Raw genomic sequence first — 23,508 nt, 5'->3', positions numbered from 1 at the left:
CGACGAAGCTAGCCTTACCTGACACACCGCAAAGCCACTGAGCATCAAGGCTCTATGAAAGCAGTGCAACGCCTCAAATATGAAAATTCTTAGAATTTATAATTATATCCTGCGTAAACGCCGTATTTTTTACCGTCGTTATCTTCGATATAATCGCCGTCTTTGTACCACGCCTTGCTTGCTTTAAAGCCCATTTCAATCTCGCTATTGGAGCCAAACTCATACGCAGCACCTATCTTGCCGCCCAAAATGAAGCCACCCAGCGTATCGTCCGCTCTAACCCAGCCGCCATTGCTATAGTCTATTTTAACTTCAGTATCTAGCACCGAAAGCCCAGCGTAAGCACCTAGGACGAGCTTAAATCTACCGAAAAGCTCCGGCGTAAAATCCGCACCGGCTACGAAATCGTGTGTACTCCATTTAACCTTTCTTTTCGAATTGGCATTCGAGCTAGAATCCTCACCCTTAAATCCGTAAAAATACCCGCCGTAAGCTCTAAACGTGCCGAAGTCATATCCGGCTTTAACGCCGATTTGCGGCTGTCCGTCATCAAAACCTGCGGCTTGGTTTTTGAAATTGTATCCGCCTTCGCCGCCTATAAAAAGCCCCTCCGCCATCGCGCTTACTGCAGCTAAAGAGCTAAGAAGCGCCACTTTTGCAACTAAATTTCTCATTTTTACTCCTTTTGGTGAAATTTCATCTTAATGATAGCGACACGCTTCGAAACCTAGGCTAAATTTAAAGTAAATACATAACATTTACGATTTTTAGTGATAAAATTTTGAAGTATTTTTGATTTATTTATAACCAGTATAAATTCTAAATCTAAGTATATAGCTTGCATTATAAATTTTATCGCTTAGTAACATACGCTTCGTAGAAGCATAATGCAATAAGAATTTACGAAATATTCCTCTGAATATAAATTTATCTTAATAACTTGTAAATCCGCGCAGAATTACTTAAGTAAACGGGCTCAAACAGATCTTTATCATAGTTTTCCAGCACAAAAAGTTGGATAAAGGCTGATTCAAAGACCTTTTTATCTAAGATTAAAATTCTTTGGTAATCCGGTAAAAATATCACGTAAAGATTGGAATTTTTATCTATCTGCTTAGATAATTTGACGAGTTTACCGTTTGCTTCGCCCACTTGATAATATGAATTAATAGGCATTCTTTTTCCGTCATAGATTAGGTATTCAGGATCGACGCTAGGCAGCGTGCATTCATCATTTATTATGATGCTCTCTCCATCTTTACCCATTCTAATATCATAACCCACATGAATAAATGGCGTCCAAGACTCTTTACCTGTTTCTATATTTACGGTAGAAAATCTTAAGATATTAGGCAATATATCTATCATGTGCGGTACGAAATAATAATATATATCCCTAGTTTTCTGTGGAAGATTGAAATTCTTGTCGCTTAAAGAACTTAGGAATTTATTGATATCGGCTTCACCATAATCTTTTTGAATTTGATATAGATTTAGTTTAAATTTATCTTCCAGTTTAGGATCAAATTTTTTACCTTGCGACTTTTGTATATATTCGACATTAAGCCTTGCCATATTAGCAGAGCTTACCTCATCTTTATTAAAGGAAAACGCACTCATAAAAGTGTATTCTCCCGCCTGTCTACCTCCGGGATCAGCTACTACTTTTACATCTGAGTAATATCTGATTAAATATCCGTAATCCCACCACGATAGCACATAATCCTCCCTGCTAGCCTTATTTTTTAGCTCTGCAAGAGGCGTTATGGAGTCTTTCGTAAGCGTAGGCGCAACTCGGAATTTATAAATAAAATCTATGCTAGGCATTAGCGCTAAACAGGTTAAAATAGCCAACAAAGTACTTCTAAGCCAGGTGCGTATTTCAAAGTAATTCAGCGTGAAATATATGAAATAAGCAAATCCAAGCGTTATCATCGGTGTAGCATACATTGTAAAGCGAGTTCCACCGAAAAGTGCTAAAACTCCAAGCGCTATCATCGGCAAGGTTAAGATGAACGAACGGAATTTTATCAACAATAGAGCCAGTCCCCCTACTGCACATATGAATATAAATAGATGCCCACTAGATTCAAGCACAAATTTCATGAAATTAGCGTTTTCTACCTCATTAACCGTATTCCTAACGCCGTAGAAGTAGAAAATTTCTTCTTTGCTTACATCCTTTAAGACGTAAGCTTTAAGCTGCACTGCTATGGGCGTAAGTCCGCCGAATATGACGAACGTAATTGCGACGATCGTACCCAAAATCCAAAGAGCTTTTTTGCTTTTATGACTTGGAATTTTAATCATTAAAAAATATAGCAATGCAATGAGTGCGATTTTGAACAATAAAATATAATTTACAATTATTGTCTCACCTTCGTAATACGCGCTAAATTTTATGACCGCTGCGACCATAAGAATAATCGCTTTGTAATTTTCCTCATTGTGTCTATTAAAAATCAAAGTATGGATTAAAAATATCACTATAATCGCCATATTTAAAGAATACGAGCTAGGATACCACCAATCATAAAACGCCATAAAGACCGCGGGCAAGATTAAATTTCGCTGCGAGCCGCTTTGCGTAAGCCTGATTAGAGCCCAGATTGTCAGCATCGGCAGGACGATATTTAGCATATCGCTATCAAAATACCCGCCCAAGGTCCTCATATAATATCCCGGCAATATGGTGGCAAGTAGCGCCGCGATGATGCCTGCGCCCAGGATCTTATACTCTCTTGCTATCAAAATAATCGGCACGGCCACTAGCGGCGCTAAAAACACGCTCATATAGATCGCAACGCTATTTAGGCTGACGGGTAAAATTTTGCTAAGTAAAAATGCTAGAGTTGGGATCGACGCGCCGTACGGGCTAAGATCGCCCGGCTGGTGAAAGCCCGCTATCATATCGCGCGCGCCCTCGGCGTTTGCAAAGGCGTCATTTGTAGTCATGATGAGCTCGCCGTCAAAAGAAAACTGCTCGATCCCGCTAGCCCAATATATCCAAAAAAACCTGCACGCCACGCCGAATATATAAACCAGCGTCATGATCAAAAAAATATCCATGCGTGAGTATTCGCCGTTTGTAATTCTAAATTTTTGCATCTTTTTCCTTGATTTGCCATTTGAAGTACCGAGCGGCAGGCAAAATTTGCCTCTACAAATTTTACTTGCTTTATCACGTCCGCGTTACGTCTTTAACGGCATTGTTTAATTTGCGTTTATTATAGCAGAATTTATCGATATTAAAGCGAAATTTTAAAAGCAACCCAAGTCAAGCCGTTTAGAATTTAAATTTGTGATATGCAATTTTGGCGACCATCAAAAAATACGATACGTAAAGATAGAGAAAGATGTAAACTAAATATCCAATATAAGGCAGATACAAAACAACACTAAGCCAATAAACATGCGTATATCTAACATATTATAAATTCCATCTTCTGGGTGCGGAATGAACAAATATAGGACAATAAACATAACGAACGCTTTTAAAAAAAATATATAATAACGTTTTATTCATAGGCATATATTTAGCGATCTATGCTATGGCTAAATAGCAGAAACAACCGGTCGTTGCAAGAAGCTTACACCGAGCCGGTGGATTTTTGTGGTTTAGACGAAATTCTCGCCTAATACGCGTCGCACATAAACTTACAGACGGTTTTCGTGCGCAGATTAAGCATAATCGAGCTTAAGCACCTACCATCTTTGTTGCCGCTTAGCAGGCGCACGGCATCGCCCTCTTTCCACTGCGTGCTGTCGCCCTCGATCGTCCTGTAATGCGCGCCGTTAATGACAAGCGATTCGCCACCCTTTAGAGTTTTATCGATCTTTAGATCGCTTGCGATCTGGCTTAGATCGCCTTTTAGGGCATTTGCGATTAGTTTTTCCTCGGCCTGCTCATGCGTCTTCATTGAGCTTTTAGCAAAGTCCGGCACCTGCACAGTTTCGGTCTGAGCCGAAGCAAAAGCGGCTAGCACGCAAGCAGCGTAAATCAATTTCATATTTTCTCCTCGGTTTTTTCAAAATTTCGGCGATTATAGCAAAGTTTACTTAAAAATTTCGGTCTAAGCCTAGCTAGAGTTTAAATTTAAGAAATCGCCTGTCTGTTTAAAACAGAGCCGAACTCGATGGCAAATTATAAAATTTCGCCGCAATTTAAAATTTACTTATTAAATACGCAGCAAGCGCGCTTAGCCAAACAAATAGCGCGATGATCTAGGACATAGTCCACGGTATACCCGCAGAAAATATTACCAGCATTACACAAGAAAGAGTAAAAGCAAGCAATAATGATTTTTTATTAAGGCTATTTTATAGTCTTAATAGCATAAAGATTACATAGAATTCTACTCCTCAAATTTTCTTATCTTTATTACTATTTCATCATTATTTTGACTTGCAGATGAAATTACGCCATTTTCATGCAATATTATACGCTCTTCCTCTTTTACATCGGGATAATTTTTCATTAATTGATAATCACCATAAAAGGCTATATATTTTATAACCTTTGATACAAATGGGGTACTAGAGATACTGTAAATAATAACACTGCTAGAAACAAAATGTGCAATTGACGCAATTAAAACTATCCCTGCTATTCTGCAAAAGTATATTGGCTTTAATTCATATTTATGTTTAAATTTAGTCAAATTGGAACTTACCATATCTATTATCATGCCAACAATCATCGCCAAAAAAGCAATTACTATTAAAAAAATACAAGACAAGTAAACAGCTATAGGTATATAAAAAATAGAGGTTAAAATTTTTAAAGTAAAATCAAAATCTCTTACAGGCAAATATATGGTTTCAGCAATTAAATTTCTAGATATAAATTCTGCTAAAAAATAAGTTGAAACGTTTAGTAAAACCAAGAAAACTTTCACTAAGTTTACAACCCATTTCCTTTTCAATAAACTAAAACACCAGACCAAAACTCCTGCGCAAAATAATAATATACCAATTAAGAATAAAATAACAATAAATATATTATTTTGTATTTTAAACATTAATAATATTGAAAAGGATATTATAGAAATACCAAAAAAATAAAATTTAGCTTCAAGGCTTTCAAGCTCAAGCTTTAAACGATTTAATATTTTATTTATAATTTCAAGGATAAATCCCATGCTCACACCTCGTATCTTTCGCCAGGTTTCATCTCTATCATCTCCCACGGCAATCCTTGTTTATTTAGCTCGTCCATGAAAGGCTTAGCGTCGAAATTTTCCATATTAAAGACGCCTTTGCCGCTCCAGATGCCCTTTGCCACCATCATCGAGCCGATCATTGCAGGCACGCCCGTCGTGTAGCTCACCGCCTGCGCGCCCGTCTCGGCGTAGCAAGCCTCGTGGTCGCAGACGTTATAGATATAGACTTGGCGCTCTTTACCGTCTTTTAAGCCACGTATCACGCAGCCGATGTTGGTTTTGCCCTTCGTGCGAGGGCCTAGCGATGCAGGATCAGGTAGCAAGGTCTTTAGAAACTGTATCGGCACGATTTTCACGCCGTTATGCTCGATCTCGTCGATGCGTAGCATACCGACGTTTTCTAGGCATTTCATGTGAGTTAGGTAGCTCTGTCCAAAGGTCATAAAAAAGCGGATTCGCTTTAATCCTTTGATGTTTTTAACGAGGCTTTCTAGCTCCTCATGGTAGAGCAGGTAGCTATCTTTGACGCCTACTTTCGGGTAGTCCCATTTGAACATTATTTCCATCGGCTCGGTTTCCTTCCACTCGCCGCGCTCCCAGTAACGGCCCTTTGCGCTTACTTCGCGCAGGTTGATTTCGGGGTTGAAATTCGTCGCGAACGGATATCCGTGATCGCCTGCGTTGCAGTCTAGGATGTCGATCTCGTGGATCTCGTCAAAGAGATTTTGCTGCGCGTAGGCGCAAAATACGTTCGTCACGCCCGGATCAAAGCCGCTTCCTAGCAGCGCCATCGTGTTTGCGGCTTTAAACTCGCTGTCCTTCGCCCACTGCAGCTTATACTCAAATTTGGCGGTGTCGGGGTGCTCGTAGTTTGCGGTGTCGATGTATGGGATGCCGGCGCGAGAGCACGCGTCCATGAGGGTTAGATCCTGATATGGCAGCGCGACGTTTAGCAGTAGCTCGGCACCTGTTTTTTTAATGAGAGCGACTACGGCATCGGTATCGTCCGCGTCGATCTGGGCGGTGTCGATAGCGACGCCTAGGCGGTCTTTGATAAATTTAGCGATCGCGTCGCACTTGCTTTTGGTGCGGCTAGCAAGAGTGATCTTGCTAAAAACGTCCGCGTTCATCGCGCATTTTACGGTCGCGACTTGGCTCACGCCGCCCGCGCCTATGATTAAGATATTTGACATTTGGGCTCCTTTAAATTTTAAATTTAGTTGCAATTTTAGCAAATTTAAGATGAATTTTAAGAGGTAGGATGCGATTAATCATAGAGTTTAGCTATGGTTAGCGCGGAGCGCAAGCCAACTTTAACAAGAGCGCTAAAAAGCGGTGGGCGCTAAAATTTTACGCAGATAGCGGCATGCCGATTGACGGCGGCACGAGATTAAATTTACCGCCTTGTATTGCGCGATAAAATTTTAAGCTTTAAAGCGCTCGTTTAAATTTAACGTTCCGCGGCAAGGCGTGGATAATTTAAAATTTAAAGCTCGTTCGCTTCACCGCTAAAATTTATCGCGCTTATTTTCTCGGCGCACGGCAAAATCGCATACCGCGGCTAAATTTAGCGCTTTAGCGAACAGCGGTTTAAAAAGTAGCAAGCGGGGCAAAATCCCGTAACGCCCACGATAAAAGGCACCAGTCCAATCAGACCCCACCAGCTGCTAAACAACGGCTTTCGCGATCATTATCGCTAGTCCCATTAGCGCTCTTATTATCCTAAGCTTTCCTGCTTAGCATTGCGTTTTCACTTCTTTGTTTTTACATTTTACACGTATTAATGCTTAAAATTTTTAAAGTAAGCAATGGCAGAAAACCGCCAACTAACGTATCTTTCAGCTAGCCCTCCGACATACGCGCCTTGGTTAAATTCGGCTTCATTTAATTATCTTTTCTTTTGCATAAAAGTGCGATCCGACAAAATTTGTGTACCTAAGAAATAAAATTTTATGCGAGCTCGACTTAAAATTTTGACGAATGTAAAGCAAGGCGAACTCAAACGCCGGCGGTAACGCGGCGAAATTTATATAAGCTTTAAATTTGGAATTACAATAAATTTAACCGAGCGGAATTCTATCGTTGCAGAAAGTTTGTCTAAATTTAGCTCGCCGCGTGTTTTAAGGTTTAAATTTAGACACTACAGCGAAAAGCGTAGTGCGATATTTACGATCAAAGCGGCACCGATCTTGCGCCGCAGCGTTAAAATCAGATTTCGTAGCGATAAATTTTGCCGAAATTTTCATCCAGATTGTAGCTAAACTCACCGCCTGCGTAATAGATTGTCTCGCCACTCTCCAGCTCGAAGCGCTGATATACGCGCAGCACGACCTCGTTTTCGCTTATGCCTTGGACATGGATAAAGATATCGCTCTTTCTGCCCGCAGTCATCGCCATTTGGTAGAGCTGATTAAATAGCGCGTATTCCGGATCTTTCTCGGCGTCCTCTTGAGATAAAAAGCCCTCCAGCACACCCAGCATCTCCGCGCGAAATTCCGTCCTGGCGCGCGCATATGCGTTTTGGATATTTTCGATCTGGTTGGTATCGAGTAAATTTAAAAGCGAATGTTTGCCCACGTAAAGCGTCGCGCTCGATGTGATTTTGCCGTCCTTGTCGGTCACTAGTCGCAGAGCTTTCTCTACGCGCCACAAGGCTTCTTTTAGCTCGAGCCCGCTTTCAATTTCAATTTTCATCATAGATCCTTTATCAAGAATGCGGAATTTTAGCGTTAAATTTTAAATTTTAAAGACAAACTTCGCGATCAGATACGCCATATACAGCATCAAAACTCCCACGAGCGCGTCGATTATGCGCCATGCTCTGCTGCTTGCAAAAAGCTTCGAAAGTGCGCTTGAGCCGTAGCCCAAGCCGAAAAACCACGCAAACGACACGAACATAACTCCCGCATAAAACCACAACTTGTGGGCATCCGCAATCGTAGCGCCGAGCGAGCCCACGACCACGACGGTGTCTAAATACACGTGCGGATTTAGAAGCGTCACCGCGAGAGCCTTGGCTACGACGGGCGCTAGTGGGCTATTTGCCGAGTTTTGGATCTTGGCAAAATGCGAGCCCCTGTAGGCGCTAAAAAACGAGCTTAGCGCGTAGCAGAGCAGAAATATAACCCCGCCTATGCCTAAAATTTGGGTAAGAAGCGAGCCCTGCTTAAGGGCGCCGCCGATTAAAAATATCCCTACGGCCGTAAATACGGCATCGCTTAGCGCGCAAACCATGCAAACAGCCGCGACGTGGTTTTTCGCAAGGCCTTGGGAGATGACGAAGATATTTTGCGCGCCGATAGCAACGATGAGCGAGAGCATCAGCGCGGCTCCTTGCAAGAAAATTCCGATCGGCAAGGAGTTCAAGGCCGCGCCTGCCTACTTATTTTTACTTTCGCAGGCGGAGCTTTGCATCGCCGTATCGGTAGTATCGGAGCCGTCTACCGCCGCACTTTCGGGCGCAGCGCCAGGCTCATTATCGCCCGCGGAAATTTTAGACGCGAAATCCTCGGCGCCTGTGAAATTTTCGCCCGCGCTAGCACTATTTGAAGAAGCGGCATTGTTCAGCGCGGCGGAGCTTTGTTCGTTTAAATTTGAAGCGCCCTTCAAATTCTGCGCGCTGTTTGAATCGGCGGCGCCATTAGAATTTTGCGCGGCGAAATCCTGCGCGGCACAGGATTTCTGTGCGCCTGAATTTTCACCTAAATTTTGTGCGGCGCAGGAATTTTGCGCATCGAAATTTTTTGAAGCAAAATTCTCATCGCGAAAGTTTTTAGCTTTAAAATTTTTGGCGCTACTCGCGCTTTTTTTAGAGCCCTTAGCGCCCTTGCGAGTCTTTGGAGCGGCTTGCTCTTCCTCAGAGCTTTGCGAAAGACCCGCTTTTTCGCGTAAAATTCTACTCAGCTCGTAGATCGAAATTTCAAACGAGCCCGGCAGCGTGGCCTCCGTGTCGCTGTAAAATCGCAAAAAATTAAAGCGGTCCTGCGCCTGCGGCGTTTTTTTGAATACAAAATTTAAAAGCTCCGTTTTGTTTCTGCCCGCGACGAAGGTTTTGGTGCCTAAATTTGCTATATCTTTATATTCGAAGCTCTCGGAATTTGCGCCGCGCACGATAGTAAGGGCGTCTTCGCCGATCTGCAAATAATTTTTCGCGCCGAGTCTGAGCGCGCAAAAAAACGCGCAAAATGCCGCTACTACGGAAGCAAAAAGCGCCGCACCGCCAAAGCCCGCGTGGTAGCAATATCCGCTAGCAAGCGCCAAAATTGCCGATCCCGCCAGCGTCATCGCTACGGGCTTTTTATTCTCTTTTACTATCATCTTCCCTGCTTAATCAGTTGTCTTATATATTCGTAAATTTTAAAATTTAGCGCATCCATTACCGAGTCTTTAGAGCCCGGATTTTTGATGCTTTGGTAGTTAAGATTCGTTACGTAGTCCTTCCACGCGCCCTTGTTTTTAACGCTTATGTAGAGGCTAATCTGCGAGTCGTAGAAGTAGTCTCTGTAATAATCATCGTCGTCCCAAGGATCGTATCCGAACGGCATCCCCCAGCCCACGCCTACGCCCGTATATCTGTAATATCTGCCAAATCCCATACCGAAGCTAAATCTCGGATTATCCCACGATCTGCGCGAAAAATCCGCCTTGCGGAAATAGTTGAGATTGCCGCCGATTTGGACGTTCGCCGCGCTTTTATTTACGACCTTAAATCCGTCCGCGCGCAGATGCCCGATCACTACTTGGGTTAAATTTGAATCCGTCGTAGAGGTATTGGTGAAATTTACGCTTATGAGTTTATCCTGCGGAAATTCCATAATGTGAAGCGGCTCGGAAGTGCGCACAATGCCGCTATTTACGGGCACGTTTTTAGAGCAACCTGTAAAAATCAAAAACGCCGAAATGACCAAAAAAAGTGAAATTTTATTTTTCAAGACGGATCCTTTCGCTTAAGATTTCAAATCCTAAATTTGAGTGATTGTAGCATAAATTTAAAATTTTAATGTCAGTAAGGAGTGATTTTTTGAAATAATATAACGATCGATACGCAGGAGCGGAGATTTTCAAATAAAATTTCGTGCCGAGCGACCGCTAAATTTAAAGCCGTCGCTCGGTTGAAATTTCTGCGAAAAGAGACGGAATTTTAAAACCGGAGGAGTTTAAAATTCCACAATCTTATAGGCTCACGCCGCGCGTAAGTACGCGCTTGCGATAAACCTCCGAAACTCTGCTCGCGTCGCCCACGATTAGAGCGTTCGTGCAGCAGATCGCTGCACATATCGGAACCTTGCCCTCTGCGATGCGGTTTTGACCGTATTTATGCAGTTCCTCGTGCGAAAACGTAGGCTCCGGTCCACCCGCGCACATAGTGCACTTATCCATCGCACCTTTGATACCGAAAGCTCCGTCTCTAGGGAATTGCGGAGCGCCGAACGGACACGCGTAGAGGCAATATCCACAGCCGATACATTTATCTTTGTCGTGTAAAACGACGCCGTCGGTTCTGATATAGAAGCATTGAACCGGACAAACCTGCGCGCAAGGCGCATCGGTGCAGTGTTGGCAAGCAATAGAGCTTGAAACCTCCTGCCCCTCTATGCCCTCGTTTAAAGTGATAACCTTGCGCCTATTGATCTGCACGGGAACCTCGTGCGCCGAGCTGCAGGCTACCTGGCAACCATAGCAAGCGATGCAACGCTCGACATCGACGTAAAATTTTAATCTTGCCGGCATTTTATCTCCTTATGCTCTTTCTAGTCTGCAAAGACCGGCGTTAAATTCCGAAATTTGCGTATTTATGTCAAAGCCATAGTTGGTAATCGTATTTGAGCTCTCGCCTCTGATATATGGCTTAGTGCCCTCAGGATAGCGCTCGCTTAGATCCTCGCCCTGGAAAATTCCCGCGAAGTTATACGGCATAACGATGCGATCGGGCGTAACGGCGTGCGAATAGATGCACTTGACTTTGATCTTCGTGCCTTGCGGCGAATGAATCCACATCATCTCGCCATCTTTGATACCTTTGTCAGCGGCAAGCTTAGGATTTACATGCGCAAACATCTCCGGAGTAATCGCTGAAAGATACTTGCTCGTGCGCTCAATCATGCCCGCACCGCTTAAATTTACAAGCCTTAACGAGCTTACGATAGTAGGGAAGTCCTTGCTCCAATCCTGCTTTTTCTGCTCGGAGATAAATCTCGTAAAGACGCGGAAATTTCGTTTTTGATCCGCAAAGGTCGGATATTTCTCCACTAAATCCCATCTAGGCGAGTGGATCGGCTCGCGGTGCTTCGGAATTTGATCCGCAAACTGCCAAACCTTCGCTCTGGCTCTTGCGTTTCCGCAAGGGCAAATTCCAAACTCGCGGCATTTTTTAGCGATAATGCCGCTATAATCTGTGCTCCACGTAGGCCCCATCTTGGTTTTTTCATCCTCGCTTAGCGTAATGCCTAAAACCTGTTCGATATTTGCCTTGGTAATCTCCGCGTGTCCGCCCGAAATTTTTGAGCCAGGAAGGGTAATGCTCTCGTCGGCTAGCTGCGAAACGCCGTCGTGTTCTAAGCCGAAGCGGTTCCTAAATCCCATACCGCCGTCGGCATAAGGTTTAGTTACGTCGTAAAGAATCGGCGTGCCCGGGTGTTGCGTATCCCAGCAAGGCCATGGAAGCCCGTAATATTCGCCCTCGACCTCGCCACCTATGCCGCGCAAAGTATCGGGATCAAATAGATGCCAGTTCTTCTGCTGTCTGCGAAATCTAGCTGCAGTGCGTCCGTTATTTCCAATACTTTGAGTATTGCGTGCAATCTCATCGGTAGCGTCGTCAGGCCAAACAAAATCGTCTTTAACCTGCTTAAGCTCGCCATCAACGATGCCCATCTTCATGCCGCGAACGTATTCGTCGTAAAAGCCGAATTTTTTCGCGAATAAAAACATTACCTCCTGATCCTCTTTGCTCTCAAATAGAGGCTTAACAATCTGAGTTCTCCACTGGCCGCTGCGGTTTGTAGCGCTTAGATGGCCTTCGCTCTCAAACTGCGTAGCTACCGGCAAAACATAAATTCCATCCGGTCTATCGTTTAGAATCGCTACTTCGTTTAAGAACGGCTCGGCGACTACCAGCATATCGATCTTGCCTAATGCTTCTTGAGTCTCGCGAACATGAGCCATAGAAGTAATTCCTGTGCCTTGCACCCAAAGAACGCGGACATTGCCACTACTTAAAACGGGCTCATTTTTCAAAACGCCCTGCCACCATTTAGATAGCGAAAAGCCCTTTTCGTTGCGCCAGTTTATCACATCTTGCTCGATGCTCGGATCGTAGTGAAAATACTCGGTAAAATTCGTACCAGGCACTTTTTCACCCTGCTTTTCGTGCGGCTGCTTAGTAGAGACGGCAAATCTTTTAATAAACTGCTCGTAATCTACGCCCCAGCCCTTGCAGAAGTGCTTCCAAGCGTTATCGGCTAGCCCGTAATACGCAGGTAAGCTATCGGAGAGATTGCACATATCGGTAGCGCCCTGAACATTATCATGGCCTCGAAGGATGTTGCAGCCGCCGCCTGGCTTGCCCATATTGCCTAGTATGAGCTGCAAAAGAGCCAAAATTCTAGTATTAGAACTTCCGATCGAGTGCTGTGTAATGCCTAGAGCCCAGCATAAAGTAGCGGGCTTTGTAGTAGCGAACATCCTCGTAAATTCTATCAGCTCCTCTTCTTTGCAACCGGTGACGTTGGCTACCTCTTTCGGATCCCATTTCTCCGCTTCGGCCTTGATTTCCTCTACGGCGTAGGTTCTGGTTTTTATTAGCTCCTTATCTTCCCAGCCGTTTTTAAAGATTAGATGCAGCATTCCGTACACAAACGCTATATCGGTTCCCGGACGAATTCTAATATACATATCGGCCTTAGCCGCAGTTCTAGTAAAATTTGGATCAACTACAACGATTTTCGCGCCGTTTCTATCGCGAGCCTGAAGAGCGTGCTTCATAGCTCCCACTGGATTTGCAACCGCGGAATTCGCACCTATGAAAAGGATTATTTTAGAATTTTTCGCCATATCACCTACATGATTTGTCATAGCTCCATAACCCCAAGTATTCGCCACACCGGCGACTGTTGCGCTATGTCAAATTCGTGCTACGTGGTCGTTGCTGTTCGTACCCCAGAAGGCTGCAAATTTTCTAAAATAATATGCCTGCTCGTTACAAAATTTAGCCGAACCCAGAAATACTACGCTATCAGGGCCGTCCTCTTTGCGAACTTGAAGCATTTTATCGCCGATTTCGTTAACGGCTTGCTCCCAACTTATGCGCTCCCACTTGCCACCAACCTTTTTGAGTGGATATTTAAGACGCATTTTAGATTTGGTTAGATCGATTTGATCGATTCCCTTACAGCAGTGACTGCCCTGCGAGATCGGGTGATCTACTGCCATATCTTGGCGAATCCAGGTATTGGTGCTCTCATCCACTTGAGCCTCGATACCACAGCCTACGGAACAGATCGAACATATCGTTCGCTTCATAACGGAACCTGGAAATGGGTTTTTGATCTCTTGCTCAGTAGCGGCTCTTAGCGTATTATTTTCGCCAAACGCGGCTACGCTGCTCGCTCCTAAAGCGGCGAGTTTCAAAAACGATCTCCTTCCGATTGCATTCTCACTCATGAAAATTCTCCTAGTAAGCTACTTTATAGTATTTTTTCCACGCTTCACTCTCCCAGTAAAGCACCTCTTTTTTCGGTGATTTGCCACGAACGGTATCGCCATAGTCCTGCTCGCTTTTCGCTAGAGCCTGAGACGCGGCAACGCCCACGGCACCTACTGCGCCGATTTTTAGAGATTTTTTAAGAAAATCCCTGCGTTTGTTCTCCATGGTTTTCCTTTGTGAAGAAATCGCTTTAAATCTTTTATTGTAGTAACGCCTGTTACAGGATTTAAGTCTAATGAATTATAACGAAAAGGCAGTGAGATGGAAATTAAATTTTAAGTTACTTTTTAAATTTTATTTAAAATTCAAAATATAAAGTTCTAACTAAAAAACTACTCGCAAAACTCGAGCTTGCGAGTTTAAAATTTAACCGAAATTCTGCTTTCGCGTTAAGATTTCCGTTAAAAATTTTATTTATCAATCCAGATCAAAAATATCTTCCGGATTGGTAAATTTATTTTGATAGCCGCCTTTTTTGATCGCTTCTTTAACGACGCTGCGATCTTTCTTTTGCGGAGCAGCTATAGCTAAAAGCGAGCGTTCAAGCGCAAAAAAGCTTCTCATTAGTGCGCCTAATGATTTGAAAAAATCCGCCCGCACATGCCCGCACAAAAGCTCGCTAAACTCATCCACAAAGCTATTGGTGACATTCGTAAAAAGCTCTAACGCCAGCGTTTCGCCGTCTTGCGCACCGATGAAATTTTTAGTGCATTGCGCGCTCGCGGTATTTTTACCATTCTGCGGACCTGTAAAATTTTTACTGCCATACGAATCTACAGAATTTTTTCCGTCTTGCGCCGTTAAGCTCGCGCTATTCGTAGAATTTTGCTCGTTTGTCACGGAATTTTGTCCGTTTAAAACCGCGCTGTGTTTTGCAGCCGCGTCGCGCAGCAGAGTCGAATGCAGGTAAAAAATAAATCCCACATAGTCCTCGCACTCTTTGCAAAGCTCCATATTGCGGCGAAATTTACTCTTTTTTAGCACGTCGATTACTGCGACACGCATACGCCCGTCGTCGCGCCCCTCGTCGTAGAAGCTCGCACTCATCGGCACATTGGCGTATGAAAAATCAAAAAGCACGGAATTTTGCTCGCTTTTAAACGCTGCAAAGTCGAATTTCGCCAAATTTTGAAATTCCGCCTCATCGCTAGGCACGATGGGCGAGCTACGTAAAAACTCCAGTTGCTCCTTCCAGCGCTTAAATTTCGTATCCGTTTCATAGAAAAAAAACGGAATTGCAAAAAATTCGTAGTAGTAGCTTCTTGCTTGAAGTAGATTCGCATCCATTACATTGCCCCTTTTCTAGCATCTTCTATCTGCTTTTTTATCATTATTTTCGCCTTGCAATCGCCGCAGCAAAAAAGAGTCTTCATCTTTTCAGGCTCGTTTGCAAAATGCGCGCCCATCATATCCGCGATCTTCATCACGGCTTTGCTTGTCGCAAATTCCTTACCGCACTCGATGCATTTGAAAAGCTCGTCTTTAGCTAGCATTTTGTAATTAAAAAATCCCGGCTCAAGTTCCACGCCGCAAGGCTTAAGCTCAATCGTATCCTTTTCGGCGCAGCTTAAAACGCAGTAGTTGCACGTCGTGCAAAGCGAAGCGTTGAACTTAATCGAATTGTCGCTGTTATCGGCATACAGCGCGCCGGTATTACAGGCACCCACGCAGCTAAGGCATAGCGTGCAGCTCGCTTCGTTTATGTTTACTTTGCCAAATTTTAGCAACTCTCCGCTTTTTACGGTGCCGAAGCTGCCCTCGCCAACCATTGCGCTTACGCGTTTGGAAAAAATTTCTTTCTTGCTAAGACCCTGCTCGTTTAGGCTAAACGCCCAGGGCTGAGAGCTTTGCGCCTGCTTTAGCGCTTCTCGCAGCTCGATTAAATTTCGCGCTAAAAATACCGCGTCCTTGCCATAGATCGCGCGCGAAATTCCATTGATAAGCTCCACCGCTTCGCGCGTGCTCTCGCCCACGTCTGCGCCGTAAACGATCACGCTCGAGCCGCTTTCTTGCATCGCGCTTAGCAAATTTGCCTCATCTATTTGCTTGCTTCCAAAAATTCCAAACGGTAGCGCGCCGCACGGAAGCTGCACTGCAGGTGCGGATGCGATTTCGCTCTCTGCGATGAGAAGCGGAATTTTGCCTGCATAGAGCTTTGCGATCTCGCCAAATACTCTTTGGGGCAGCTTGGCAAATTTCAGCGCGCCGCTAGGGCAGACGCTCACGCACGCGCCGCAACCGACGCAGTCGATATGCGAAAATACTAGCTCGCGCTTTTCGTCGTTTTTCAAAATCGCCACTGTGGGGCAAATCTCCGCGCATGGCGCTCGCAGCTCATTTCGCCTACCTTGATACTGGCAGATCGCAGGATCGAAGATCGTGGAATTCTTATAATGATAAACCGGGCTTTTGGAATTTAAAATCTCTAAAATTTCATCGTTTTTTAGCCCCGAGATCTCGTAGCAGCCGCTTTGTCGTAGCTGATATGGCGCTGCGCCGCTAATCAAGAAAAAATCCGCCTCAGTCTCAACCTCATCCCGCTCGCTTAAAATCGTAACCGCGAGATCGCCAATCTCGCCGTAGACGAACTTAATCTCGGCTCTGCTTAACGTGATCACCTTAAATCCATGCTGCCTAAGTAGCCCCACAAGCTCCTCTCGCGGCTCGTCACAGGCGAGAATCACGTTTTTGCCGACGGGCTTTTGATAGTCACTATCTAGCGCACCGTCGAAGGCGATATCCTTGGCGCGATACAAAATATCTACGTTTTTAGCGATTTGCAGCGGCTCATCTGCGGAATTTTCTATATAAAAATTTATCTCGGGCGCATAAATTTGCGCTTTTAGTTTCGGCGAATTGGCGACGATAAATTCCTCATTTTTCGCCCCCTCTTCATCGCCGCAAATTTCGATATCATCGCTTAAGACGACATCTTTTAGCCCCGCGGCGTAAAATCCATGTTCTTTCATAATCTATCCTAAATTGATAATTAGGCGGGTTTTACTCTTATTTTCTAAACAGCTTTTAAATTCTGCACTTAAAGTAAATCGAATTTAAATTAATAATTCTATAGATAAAGCAAAATCAAAGCTTTAAATGATAAAATCGCCTAAATTTTAAGGCATCGGGGTCGCAATGCAACGAATCAAACTACCAAAAATCGACAAAATCGCAAACGCGCAGGAGTTTCAAAACTGCCTCCGCCCGCAAATCATCAAAATCGCACAAGAGCTCATCGAAGAAGCACGCAGGGAGGCGCTGCAAGGAGGCACGGTCGCAAACGAAAGCGAGATCATCGCGCGCATCAAATCGCGCTACGAAAAATTTCAAAGCTTAAGCCTTAAGCCGCTCATCAACGCAACCGGCGTCGTGCTGCACACAAACCTCGGCCGCAGCGTCATCAGCGCCGAAATTTTAGCCCGCGCGCAAAAGATCATCACCTCATATTCAAATTTAGAATACGACCTATCCAAGGGCGCGCGCGGCAACAGATACGACTACATAGCGCTTTTGTGCAGCGAGCTCTTCGGCGCGCAGGACGCGCTCGTGGTCAATAACAACGCTGCGGCGGTATTTTTGGTGCTAAATACCTTCGCGCGCGGACGCGAAGTCGTAGTAAGCCGCGGCGAGCTAGTCGAGATCGGCGGGAGCTTTCGGGTAAGCGAAGTGATGGCAAACTCTGGCGCAAAACTCACAGAGATAGGCACTACGAACAAAACCAAGCCGGAAGATTACGAAGAGGCGATCAATGAAAACACGGCGATCTTGATGAAGGTACACCGCTCAAATTTTAAAATTTCGGGCTTTAGCTCGAGCGTAAGCGCTGCGGAGGTAGCGGCTCTCGCACGTCGCGCCTCACAGGCAAAGAGAGAATTTTTAGCGCTTAGAGCGGCAAGCTTTAAAAATTTAGCAGATCTTTGCGGCGGCTCTTCGGACGCAGACGGCGAAATTTTAAATTCTGCGCCGAATGGTTTAAGCTTAGCTGCAGGCTCTGCGAATGCTCTAAATTTAAATAGCAGCGAGCCGTCCGCAAAGAGCGAGCGTTTTCATGGAGATAGTGCGGGCGGCGAGAGCGAAATTTCCGATGAAATTTCTAAAATTTACCCCGCAAAATTTAGCATGAAAAAAGAGGAAAGCTTTAACGAGATCATCGATTACTACGATCTTGGAAGCGGCTATGCAAGCGGGCTGGGATTTGGGCTAGGCAAAAGCGAGCCATCTATTTTTGAGCTTTTAAAAAGCGGCGTGCGGCTGCTTAGCTTTAGCGGCGACAAGCTTTTCGGCTCCGTGCAGTGCGGCATCATCCTAGGGGATCGCAAGCTCATCGCGCGCCTGCGCAAAAACCAGCTACTGCGAATGCTGCGCGTGGACAAGATCACGCTAAGCCTGCTTGCCGAGACGATCAAGGCGTATATAAATAAAGAATTTCACCTCATCACGACGATAGATCAGATCCATCTAAGCCTAGATGAGCTGCGTGAGCGAGCGGAGCTAGTGCGATCGCGCATCGGCGTAAAATCGCAGATCGTGCCTACTACCACCTTCGTAGGCGGCGGTACGATGCCCGGCGCCCCCTACCCTAGCGTCGCGCTTGCGATCTTAGATGGCGCAGATCCGCAGAGCACGCAGGCAAAATTTCGCGCTGCGGGCATAATCGGGCGGATCGAGGATGATAAATTTTTGCTCGATTTCAGATCGATTTTAAAAAGCGACTTGCAAGATTTAATAAAAAAGATCGGAGAAATTTATGAATAGCGTAATCATCGGCACCGCAGGCCATATCGATCACGGAAAGACCGCGTTAATCAAGGCGCTAAACGGCTTTGAAGGAGACCGAATGCCGAGCGAAAAAGAACGTGGCATCACGATCGATCTTAGCTTTTCGCATCTGCGCTCGGGGGATACTAACGTCGCTTTCATCGACGTTCCCGGGCATGAAAATCTAGTAAAGACGATGATTAGCGGCGCGTATGCCTTCGACGCTGCGATGCTAGTAGTCGCCGCGGACGACGGGCTAATGCCGCAAAGTAAAGAGCATATTCAAATTTTATCGCTGCTTGGAGTAAAAAGCGTGATCTTATGCATCAGCAAGTGCGATCTAGCGGACGACGCGCGCAAATCCGAGGTCGCGGCGCAGTGCAAGGAATATATCTGCAAATTTAAAGATTTGCAAATTTTAAACACCTTTTTTATCAGCATAAAAGATCCCGCAAGCATCGCTGAGCTGAAAAACTATCTCTTCAATATCAAGCCCGCGCAGCGCCAAGGAGGCGGCGTGGTGCACTACTACATCGACCGCGTCTTTTCGCTTAAGGGGCTCGGCACCATCGTAACGGGCAGCCTCATTAACGGCGCGATTTCAAAGGGCGAAAAGCTTTATAACTGCGATCTGGGTAAAATTTTTAACGTCAAAAGCGTGCAGATCCACGACGAGGATACGCCGCTAGCGCAGGCTCCAAACCGCGTCGCGCTAAGTCTGGACGCCAAAACGAGCGAGCTGCAAAAGGGGCAAATCCTAAGCAAAAAAGGCTTTTTCCGCGGCTTTAATGAAGCGGACTGCACCTTTAGCGGCGAAATTTCGCATAATCAAGACGTGCTGTTTTGCGTCGGAAGCAAGCAAAGCGCAGCAAAAGCGCTCATTTTAAAGGAACTTCCAAGCGGCGAGAAACTCGTAAGCTTTAAATTTGATAAAACGATGTTTTTAAAATTCGGCGAGCCCTTCGTTTGCTTGTCAAACTCGCGCGTAATCGGCGGAGGACGCGTGCTAAACGCCGTAGTCGAGCCGCTAAAAAAGCAGAGCAAAGCCGTACTTCTCACCGCGCTTTTGAAGCGAAATTTTACCGAAGCGTTTAAAATTTTAAGCCTCTTTCACAAGCATGGATTCGGGCTATTTTCGGCGTATCAGCGCTTCGGGATGGAATACGACGAAGCGGTAAAGATCGCGCGCGGCTTAGAAGGGACGTATTTTGACGAGGCAAATTTATGCGTTTACGATCTAAGCGCGATCGAGGACGTAAAAAATCTCATAAAATTTATCGTCTCAAAAAACGACTACGCGATCTTTTCGCCCGCCTCGATCGCCCTAAAGCTATCGTGGGCCAGCGAGGAGCTTGCCGCGCGCGCTCTTAGCGAGCTTGAGCGGAGCGGCATCGTCTCCAAAAAGGGCGGAGTTTACGTAAAATCGGGGGTGGATTTTGACACGCTCAAACAGAGCCTGGAGAGTAAAATTTTTGATCTCATCAAAAAGGGCGGCATAGCGCCATTAGCGCCTTATAACGTCTATGACGAGCTGGAGATTGACCGCAGTAGCGGCGATGACGCGCTAAAGAAGCTGACCTACGCCAAAAAGGTCGTCCGTCTCGCGCACAATCTCTTCGTAGAGGCTGAAAATTTAGCCCTAGCGATCAAGCGCCTCTACGCGATCATCGAAAAAGAGGGCTTCGTAAACGTCACGAACGCCAAAGAGGAGCTTGGGCTTAGCAGGAAATTCGTCATCTGCTATCTCGAATACCTAGATAAAATGGGAAATATCGTGACGATCGACAATAAACGCTATTTGAAAAAGTAAAAATTTAAAATTTTGCACTACAATGCGCGGAATTTTTTGCAAAGGAAAAAAATGAAAAAAGCTATTTTAACTTCAGTTGCGCTCGCAGCGAGCCTAAACGCGGCTTTAAGCGACAGCGAAATTCTATCCATCTACGGCGGTGCGCCTCAAGGCATCGAAATAAAGGTCGCCGAGCGCATCCCGCTTAGCGAGCCAAAGGGCGTAGAGGCGGTCGTTTTAAAGATTTCTCAAGGCAATATGTCGCAAGAGGAGATCATTTTCACCCAAGGCGATCTGATCTTTACCGATATCATCGATCCTAAAAAACGCGTAGTCTATAAGGAGCAGATCAAACAAGACCGCATTGCAGGACAGCTAAGTAAGGTCTTCAAAGCAGAGAGCAAAGACAATATCATCAAACTAGGAAACGATCCTAAAAAGCCTACGATTTTAATGCTGACGGACGCTTTGTGCCCATTCTGCCGCAAAGAGATGGCAAGGATCGAAGAAACGTTAAAAAATAACAATGTCGATATCGTCATGACCTCCGTTCACGGCGACGACGGCCACGCAAAATCCGCACTCATCTACAAAGAGATCAAAAATGCTAAAACCGACGAGCAAAAGATAGCGGTTTTTAAAAAATATTACGCTGAAGATAACAAAGCAGGCGCCAAGGACGTAAGCGCTGCTGAGCTAAACGCTGCAAAAGCCCTAGCTGCCAAATACTTCGATGCGGGGGTAAACTCGGTGCCTTACATCATCGAACTAGACAAGCTAAAATAATCTCTCTTAAATTTTGCGGAGCGATCCGCAAAATTCTACCTCATCGTCTTAGCCTTAGCGATTTTAATTAATCCGGATTTTATAAAATTTTACACGTGCAAAATTCCAGCAAAATTCTGCATTGTTCCTTATATTGAAAGTAGCATAAAAACGATAGTGTATGAAATTTAAAAGCGAGAAAATATATAAACGAAATCCACAGCTGGAATTTTAAAATTTTAGGCGGAGTTCTAAATGAAATTTGAACGCGGATTTTTGTAAAATTCCGCTTGCTATAAAGGGATTCTATCTCTAGGCTCTATGTCGTCCGCTTAGAGCTTGCGTTAAATTCTATAAAAATTAAAATTCCGCCTCTACCCCTGCTCTTGCCAGGCTATTTTTGCTCTCGCTTAGCTCGTATGATGCGCTAAGTGCGACGCTTTGAAGGATCTTATATTTCAGTCCGATCGCGCCGTTAAATACGCCGCTAGAATAATCAAGCCCCTCCACGTCGTATCTGTCCGAATACTTTCTGCTAGCATGATACGAATCGCCGCTAAATCGATGCTCGTACTCCGCATTTGCGAATATCTGCAGATCGCCGAAAGCCTTGATCGCGTAAATTCCCGCGGTGCCGTTCGGCGCGGTTTTTGAAGCGGAGCTAAATTTAAGCCTAGAGATCGCGTCCTCGTTCACCATAATCGCTCCAAGCCCCAAATATGGCTTAATGTAGCCGTTTTCAAATAAGAATTTATACCCTGCCCTCGTACTGAAATCCCAAATTTGCGACTTGTATTTCGCGCCGTGGATAGCGCCGAATCCGTTGTTGGTTTCAAATTTATGATCGTTCGTCGAATATGTTAAATTGACCGCCAGATCCACGTTCTCGTTAAAATCGTATCTGCCCACCAGACCGAGCTCGTAGGATTTGATGTTTTCTTTGACACCGTCGAATTTACCCTCGTACCAAGCGTCCGATTTTTGATACCCAAAGATCACGCCCAGCGTAAGATCATCCACTCTCTTGGAGGCTCCGAGTAAAATTCCGTCGCTCTTGTGATCGTATTTGACGCCGCCCGAGCGGTCTTTGTAATCCCCGCCGTAGTTTCCAATCGCGCTTACGTTTACGTTAAACTCCTGCCCGTCGGTATCGGCTAAATTTTTATAAGCGGAATTTCTTGCTAGCTTGGTAAGATCCAGATCGACCTTCGAGCGCGGCATCTCGATGCCTATGCGGTTGCCGCCTCTTGCGACCTGCGAAAACAGGCTGCCGTTTTTAGGCGTGAAGTTATTGATCGCCAGCATCAGCGCTTCAAAATAGGTAGGCAGATCATCGTATCCGCTAGGATAGGCATTCGTATCGGAAGTGATGAATAAATTCGCCGCATTGCGCTCGCGAGATAATCTTATGATCTCGTCGTATTGATCGGGTCTTGCGTTGTATATGACGTGCAAAATTTTAGAGGAATTTGCCGGGTCTTTTTCAAACTCAGAGGTTCTAGGACGATAGTGGTTTATGTAGTCGTCCGCGCTCACCTCTTGCAGCATCCAAACGTCCGCATAAGGGGCTATGGCGTCGCGCACGCCCCAGCCGTTATTTGCCAAAACTAGCATTCCGGGGTATTTGGTCTTGATATAATTGTAGATACTCTCCATATAGGCAATAGTTGCGGGATTATTCTCGGTATTGACTTCGTCGATAAAGTATCCTGCGATATTTTCTCTGCCGTAGAAATTTACGAAATTATCGATATCGGCATAGACCAAATTTAGATTTCTAGTAGAATTTTTGGTATAGGTATAGCCTAAATTTGCTATGCCCGCCGCAATATTTCGCTTCATCTGAACGGCGTCTTCGTCCCTTCTGACCAGATATTGCGTAGTTTGATCGCCCGGTATCGCCGCCTCGTAAGAGCCGAAAGCCACGTAAGGAACCAGCGCGCCGCCTATATTGGTAATGCCGTTCCAAAACTCGGCATTTACGCCGCTATTACCCGTCCAGCGAAACGCAGGCATCATAACGCGCTGATTATTAAGTCTGCCCGAATATGAACCCTTTTTAGCAAAGCCTCTTGCATATTCGAGCTTGATACGAAATGAGTTTTCATACTCGTCGCTCGCGGAGTTATCGCTAGCTGCGTCGCGCCTGCTTAATTTCGCGCCCAAGCTATCCGCAGCGCTCATTACATCGGAACGGGAAGTGTTGTTGGAAGGTGATTTTTGCGCGTTTGCATAGCCCCAGGAATTCTGCTCGCTCGCATAGCCGAACCCTGCTGCACCGATAAGCGCAAGAGATACGATTTTTTTCAAAGACTTTAGCATTCTGCACC

At 45.2% G+C, this 23,508-nt stretch carries 19 protein-coding genes; 3 read left to right on the top strand and 16 right to left on the bottom strand.

The window, feature by feature from the left end; translation table 11 throughout:
- Positions 1-89: 89 nt before the first annotated feature.
- From Q0135_RS05405 to Q0135_RS05340, 15 genes are all read right to left on the bottom strand, one after another.
- Positions 90-674, bottom strand: coding sequence for a hypothetical protein (locus tag Q0135_RS05405; protein WP_297988941.1), 585 nt, complete (start codon positions 672-674; stop codon positions 90-92).
- A 253-nt stretch (positions 675-927) separates the two neighbouring features.
- Positions 928-3,108 (bottom strand): STT3 domain-containing protein, encoded by a 2,181-nt coding sequence (locus Q0135_RS05400; RefSeq protein ID WP_297988938.1) that lies wholly within the window; start codon positions 3,106-3,108, stop codon positions 928-930.
- Positions 3,109-3,635: 527 nt separating this feature from the next.
- Entirely contained in the window at positions 3,636-4,010 is a 375-nt protein-coding gene (locus Q0135_RS05395) for a hypothetical protein (RefSeq protein ID WP_005871123.1), read from the bottom strand.
- Between the two features lie 345 nt (positions 4,011-4,355).
- On the bottom strand, positions 4,356-5,189 hold the full coding sequence (locus Q0135_RS05390; RefSeq protein WP_297988936.1) for a hypothetical protein: 834 nt from the start codon (positions 5,187-5,189) through the stop codon (positions 4,356-4,358).
- Positions 5,144-6,355, bottom strand: coding sequence for a saccharopine dehydrogenase family protein (locus Q0135_RS05385; protein ID WP_297988933.1), 1,212 nt, complete (start codon positions 6,353-6,355; stop codon positions 5,144-5,146). The genes Q0135_RS05390 and Q0135_RS05385 overlap by 46 nt, the downstream gene beginning before the upstream one ends.
- A 374-nt stretch (positions 6,356-6,729) precedes the next feature.
- Entirely contained in the window at positions 6,730-6,837 is a 108-nt protein-coding gene (locus Q0135_RS11415) for a DUF2892 domain-containing protein (protein ID WP_367272144.1), read from the bottom strand.
- A 533-nt stretch (positions 6,838-7,370) separates the two neighbouring features.
- Positions 7,371-7,856, bottom strand: a complete 486-nt coding sequence (locus Q0135_RS05380; RefSeq protein WP_295151131.1) for a hypothetical protein — start codon at positions 7,854-7,856, stop codon at positions 7,371-7,373.
- A gap of 42 nt (positions 7,857-7,898) precedes the next feature.
- Entirely contained in the window at positions 7,899-8,528 is a 630-nt protein-coding gene (locus Q0135_RS05375; protein WP_297988930.1) for a LysE family transporter, read from the bottom strand.
- Between the two features lie 12 nt (positions 8,529-8,540).
- On the bottom strand, positions 8,541-9,479 hold the full coding sequence (locus Q0135_RS05370; protein ID WP_297988927.1) for a hypothetical protein: 939 nt from the start codon (positions 9,477-9,479) through the stop codon (positions 8,541-8,543).
- Complete coding sequence (locus Q0135_RS05365; protein WP_297988925.1) at positions 9,476-10,093, bottom strand: hypothetical protein; 618 nt, start codon at positions 10,091-10,093, stop codon at positions 9,476-9,478. Before Q0135_RS05365 ends, Q0135_RS05370 begins: the two co-directional genes overlap by 4 nt.
- Positions 10,094-10,334: 241 nt before the next feature.
- On the bottom strand, positions 10,335-10,892 hold the full coding sequence (gene fdh3B / locus Q0135_RS05360; protein WP_297924332.1) for a formate dehydrogenase FDH3 subunit beta: 558 nt from the start codon (positions 10,890-10,892) through the stop codon (positions 10,335-10,337).
- 9 nt (positions 10,893-10,901) lie between these two features.
- Positions 10,902-13,823 carry a formate dehydrogenase subunit alpha gene (locus tag Q0135_RS05355; RefSeq protein WP_297988923.1) on the bottom strand — a complete coding sequence of 974 codons (2,922 nt, stop codon included), beginning with the start codon at positions 13,821-13,823 and terminating at the stop codon, positions 10,902-10,904.
- Positions 13,824-13,833: 10 nt separating this feature from the next.
- Positions 13,834-14,031 (bottom strand): twin-arginine translocation signal domain-containing protein, encoded by a 198-nt coding sequence (locus tag Q0135_RS05350; RefSeq protein ID WP_005871103.1) that lies wholly within the window; start codon positions 14,029-14,031, stop codon positions 13,834-13,836.
- A 252-nt stretch (positions 14,032-14,283) separates the two neighbouring features.
- Positions 14,284-15,153 (bottom strand): molecular chaperone TorD family protein, encoded by an 870-nt coding sequence (locus tag Q0135_RS05345; protein ID WP_297988921.1) that lies wholly within the window; start codon positions 15,151-15,153, stop codon positions 14,284-14,286.
- On the bottom strand, positions 15,153-16,835 hold the full coding sequence (locus tag Q0135_RS05340) for a 4Fe-4S dicluster domain-containing protein (RefSeq protein ID WP_297988919.1): 1,683 nt from the start codon (positions 16,833-16,835) through the stop codon (positions 15,153-15,155). Before Q0135_RS05340 ends, Q0135_RS05345 begins: the two co-directional genes overlap by 1 nt.
- Before the next feature lie 166 nt (positions 16,836-17,001).
- Between Q0135_RS05340 and selA the strand changes: the two genes are divergently transcribed.
- The 3 genes from selA to Q0135_RS05325 are packed head-to-tail and all read left to right on the top strand — an operon-like array spanning position 17,002 to position 21,199.
- Positions 17,002-18,621: an L-seryl-tRNA(Sec) selenium transferase gene (gene selA, locus Q0135_RS05335; RefSeq protein WP_297988916.1), complete on the top strand. Its 1,620-nt coding sequence runs from the start codon at positions 17,002-17,004 to the stop codon at positions 18,619-18,621.
- Entirely contained in the window at positions 18,614-20,434 is a 1,821-nt protein-coding gene (selB, locus tag Q0135_RS05330; RefSeq protein ID WP_297988913.1) for a selenocysteine-specific translation elongation factor, read from the top strand. The genes selA and selB overlap by 8 nt, the downstream gene beginning before the upstream one ends.
- Positions 20,435-20,485: 51 nt before the next feature.
- Entirely contained in the window at positions 20,486-21,199 is a 714-nt protein-coding gene (locus Q0135_RS05325; RefSeq protein ID WP_297988912.1) for a histidine kinase, read from the top strand.
- 339 nt (positions 21,200-21,538) lie between these two features.
- On the opposite strand, the gene Q0135_RS05320 is transcribed toward Q0135_RS05325, so the two are convergent.
- On the bottom strand, positions 21,539-23,500 hold the full coding sequence (locus Q0135_RS05320; protein WP_297988908.1) for an autotransporter domain-containing protein: 1,962 nt from the start codon (positions 23,498-23,500) through the stop codon (positions 21,539-21,541).
- Between the last annotated feature and the right edge of the window lie 8 nt (positions 23,501-23,508).

This window comes from uncultured Campylobacter sp. (assembly GCF_937981295.1).
Lineage (GTDB): Bacteria > Campylobacterota > Campylobacteria > Campylobacterales > Campylobacteraceae > Campylobacter_B.
The sequence above is the reverse complement of the archived record's forward strand: the minus strand, read 5'-3'. Positions and strand labels throughout refer to the sequence as shown.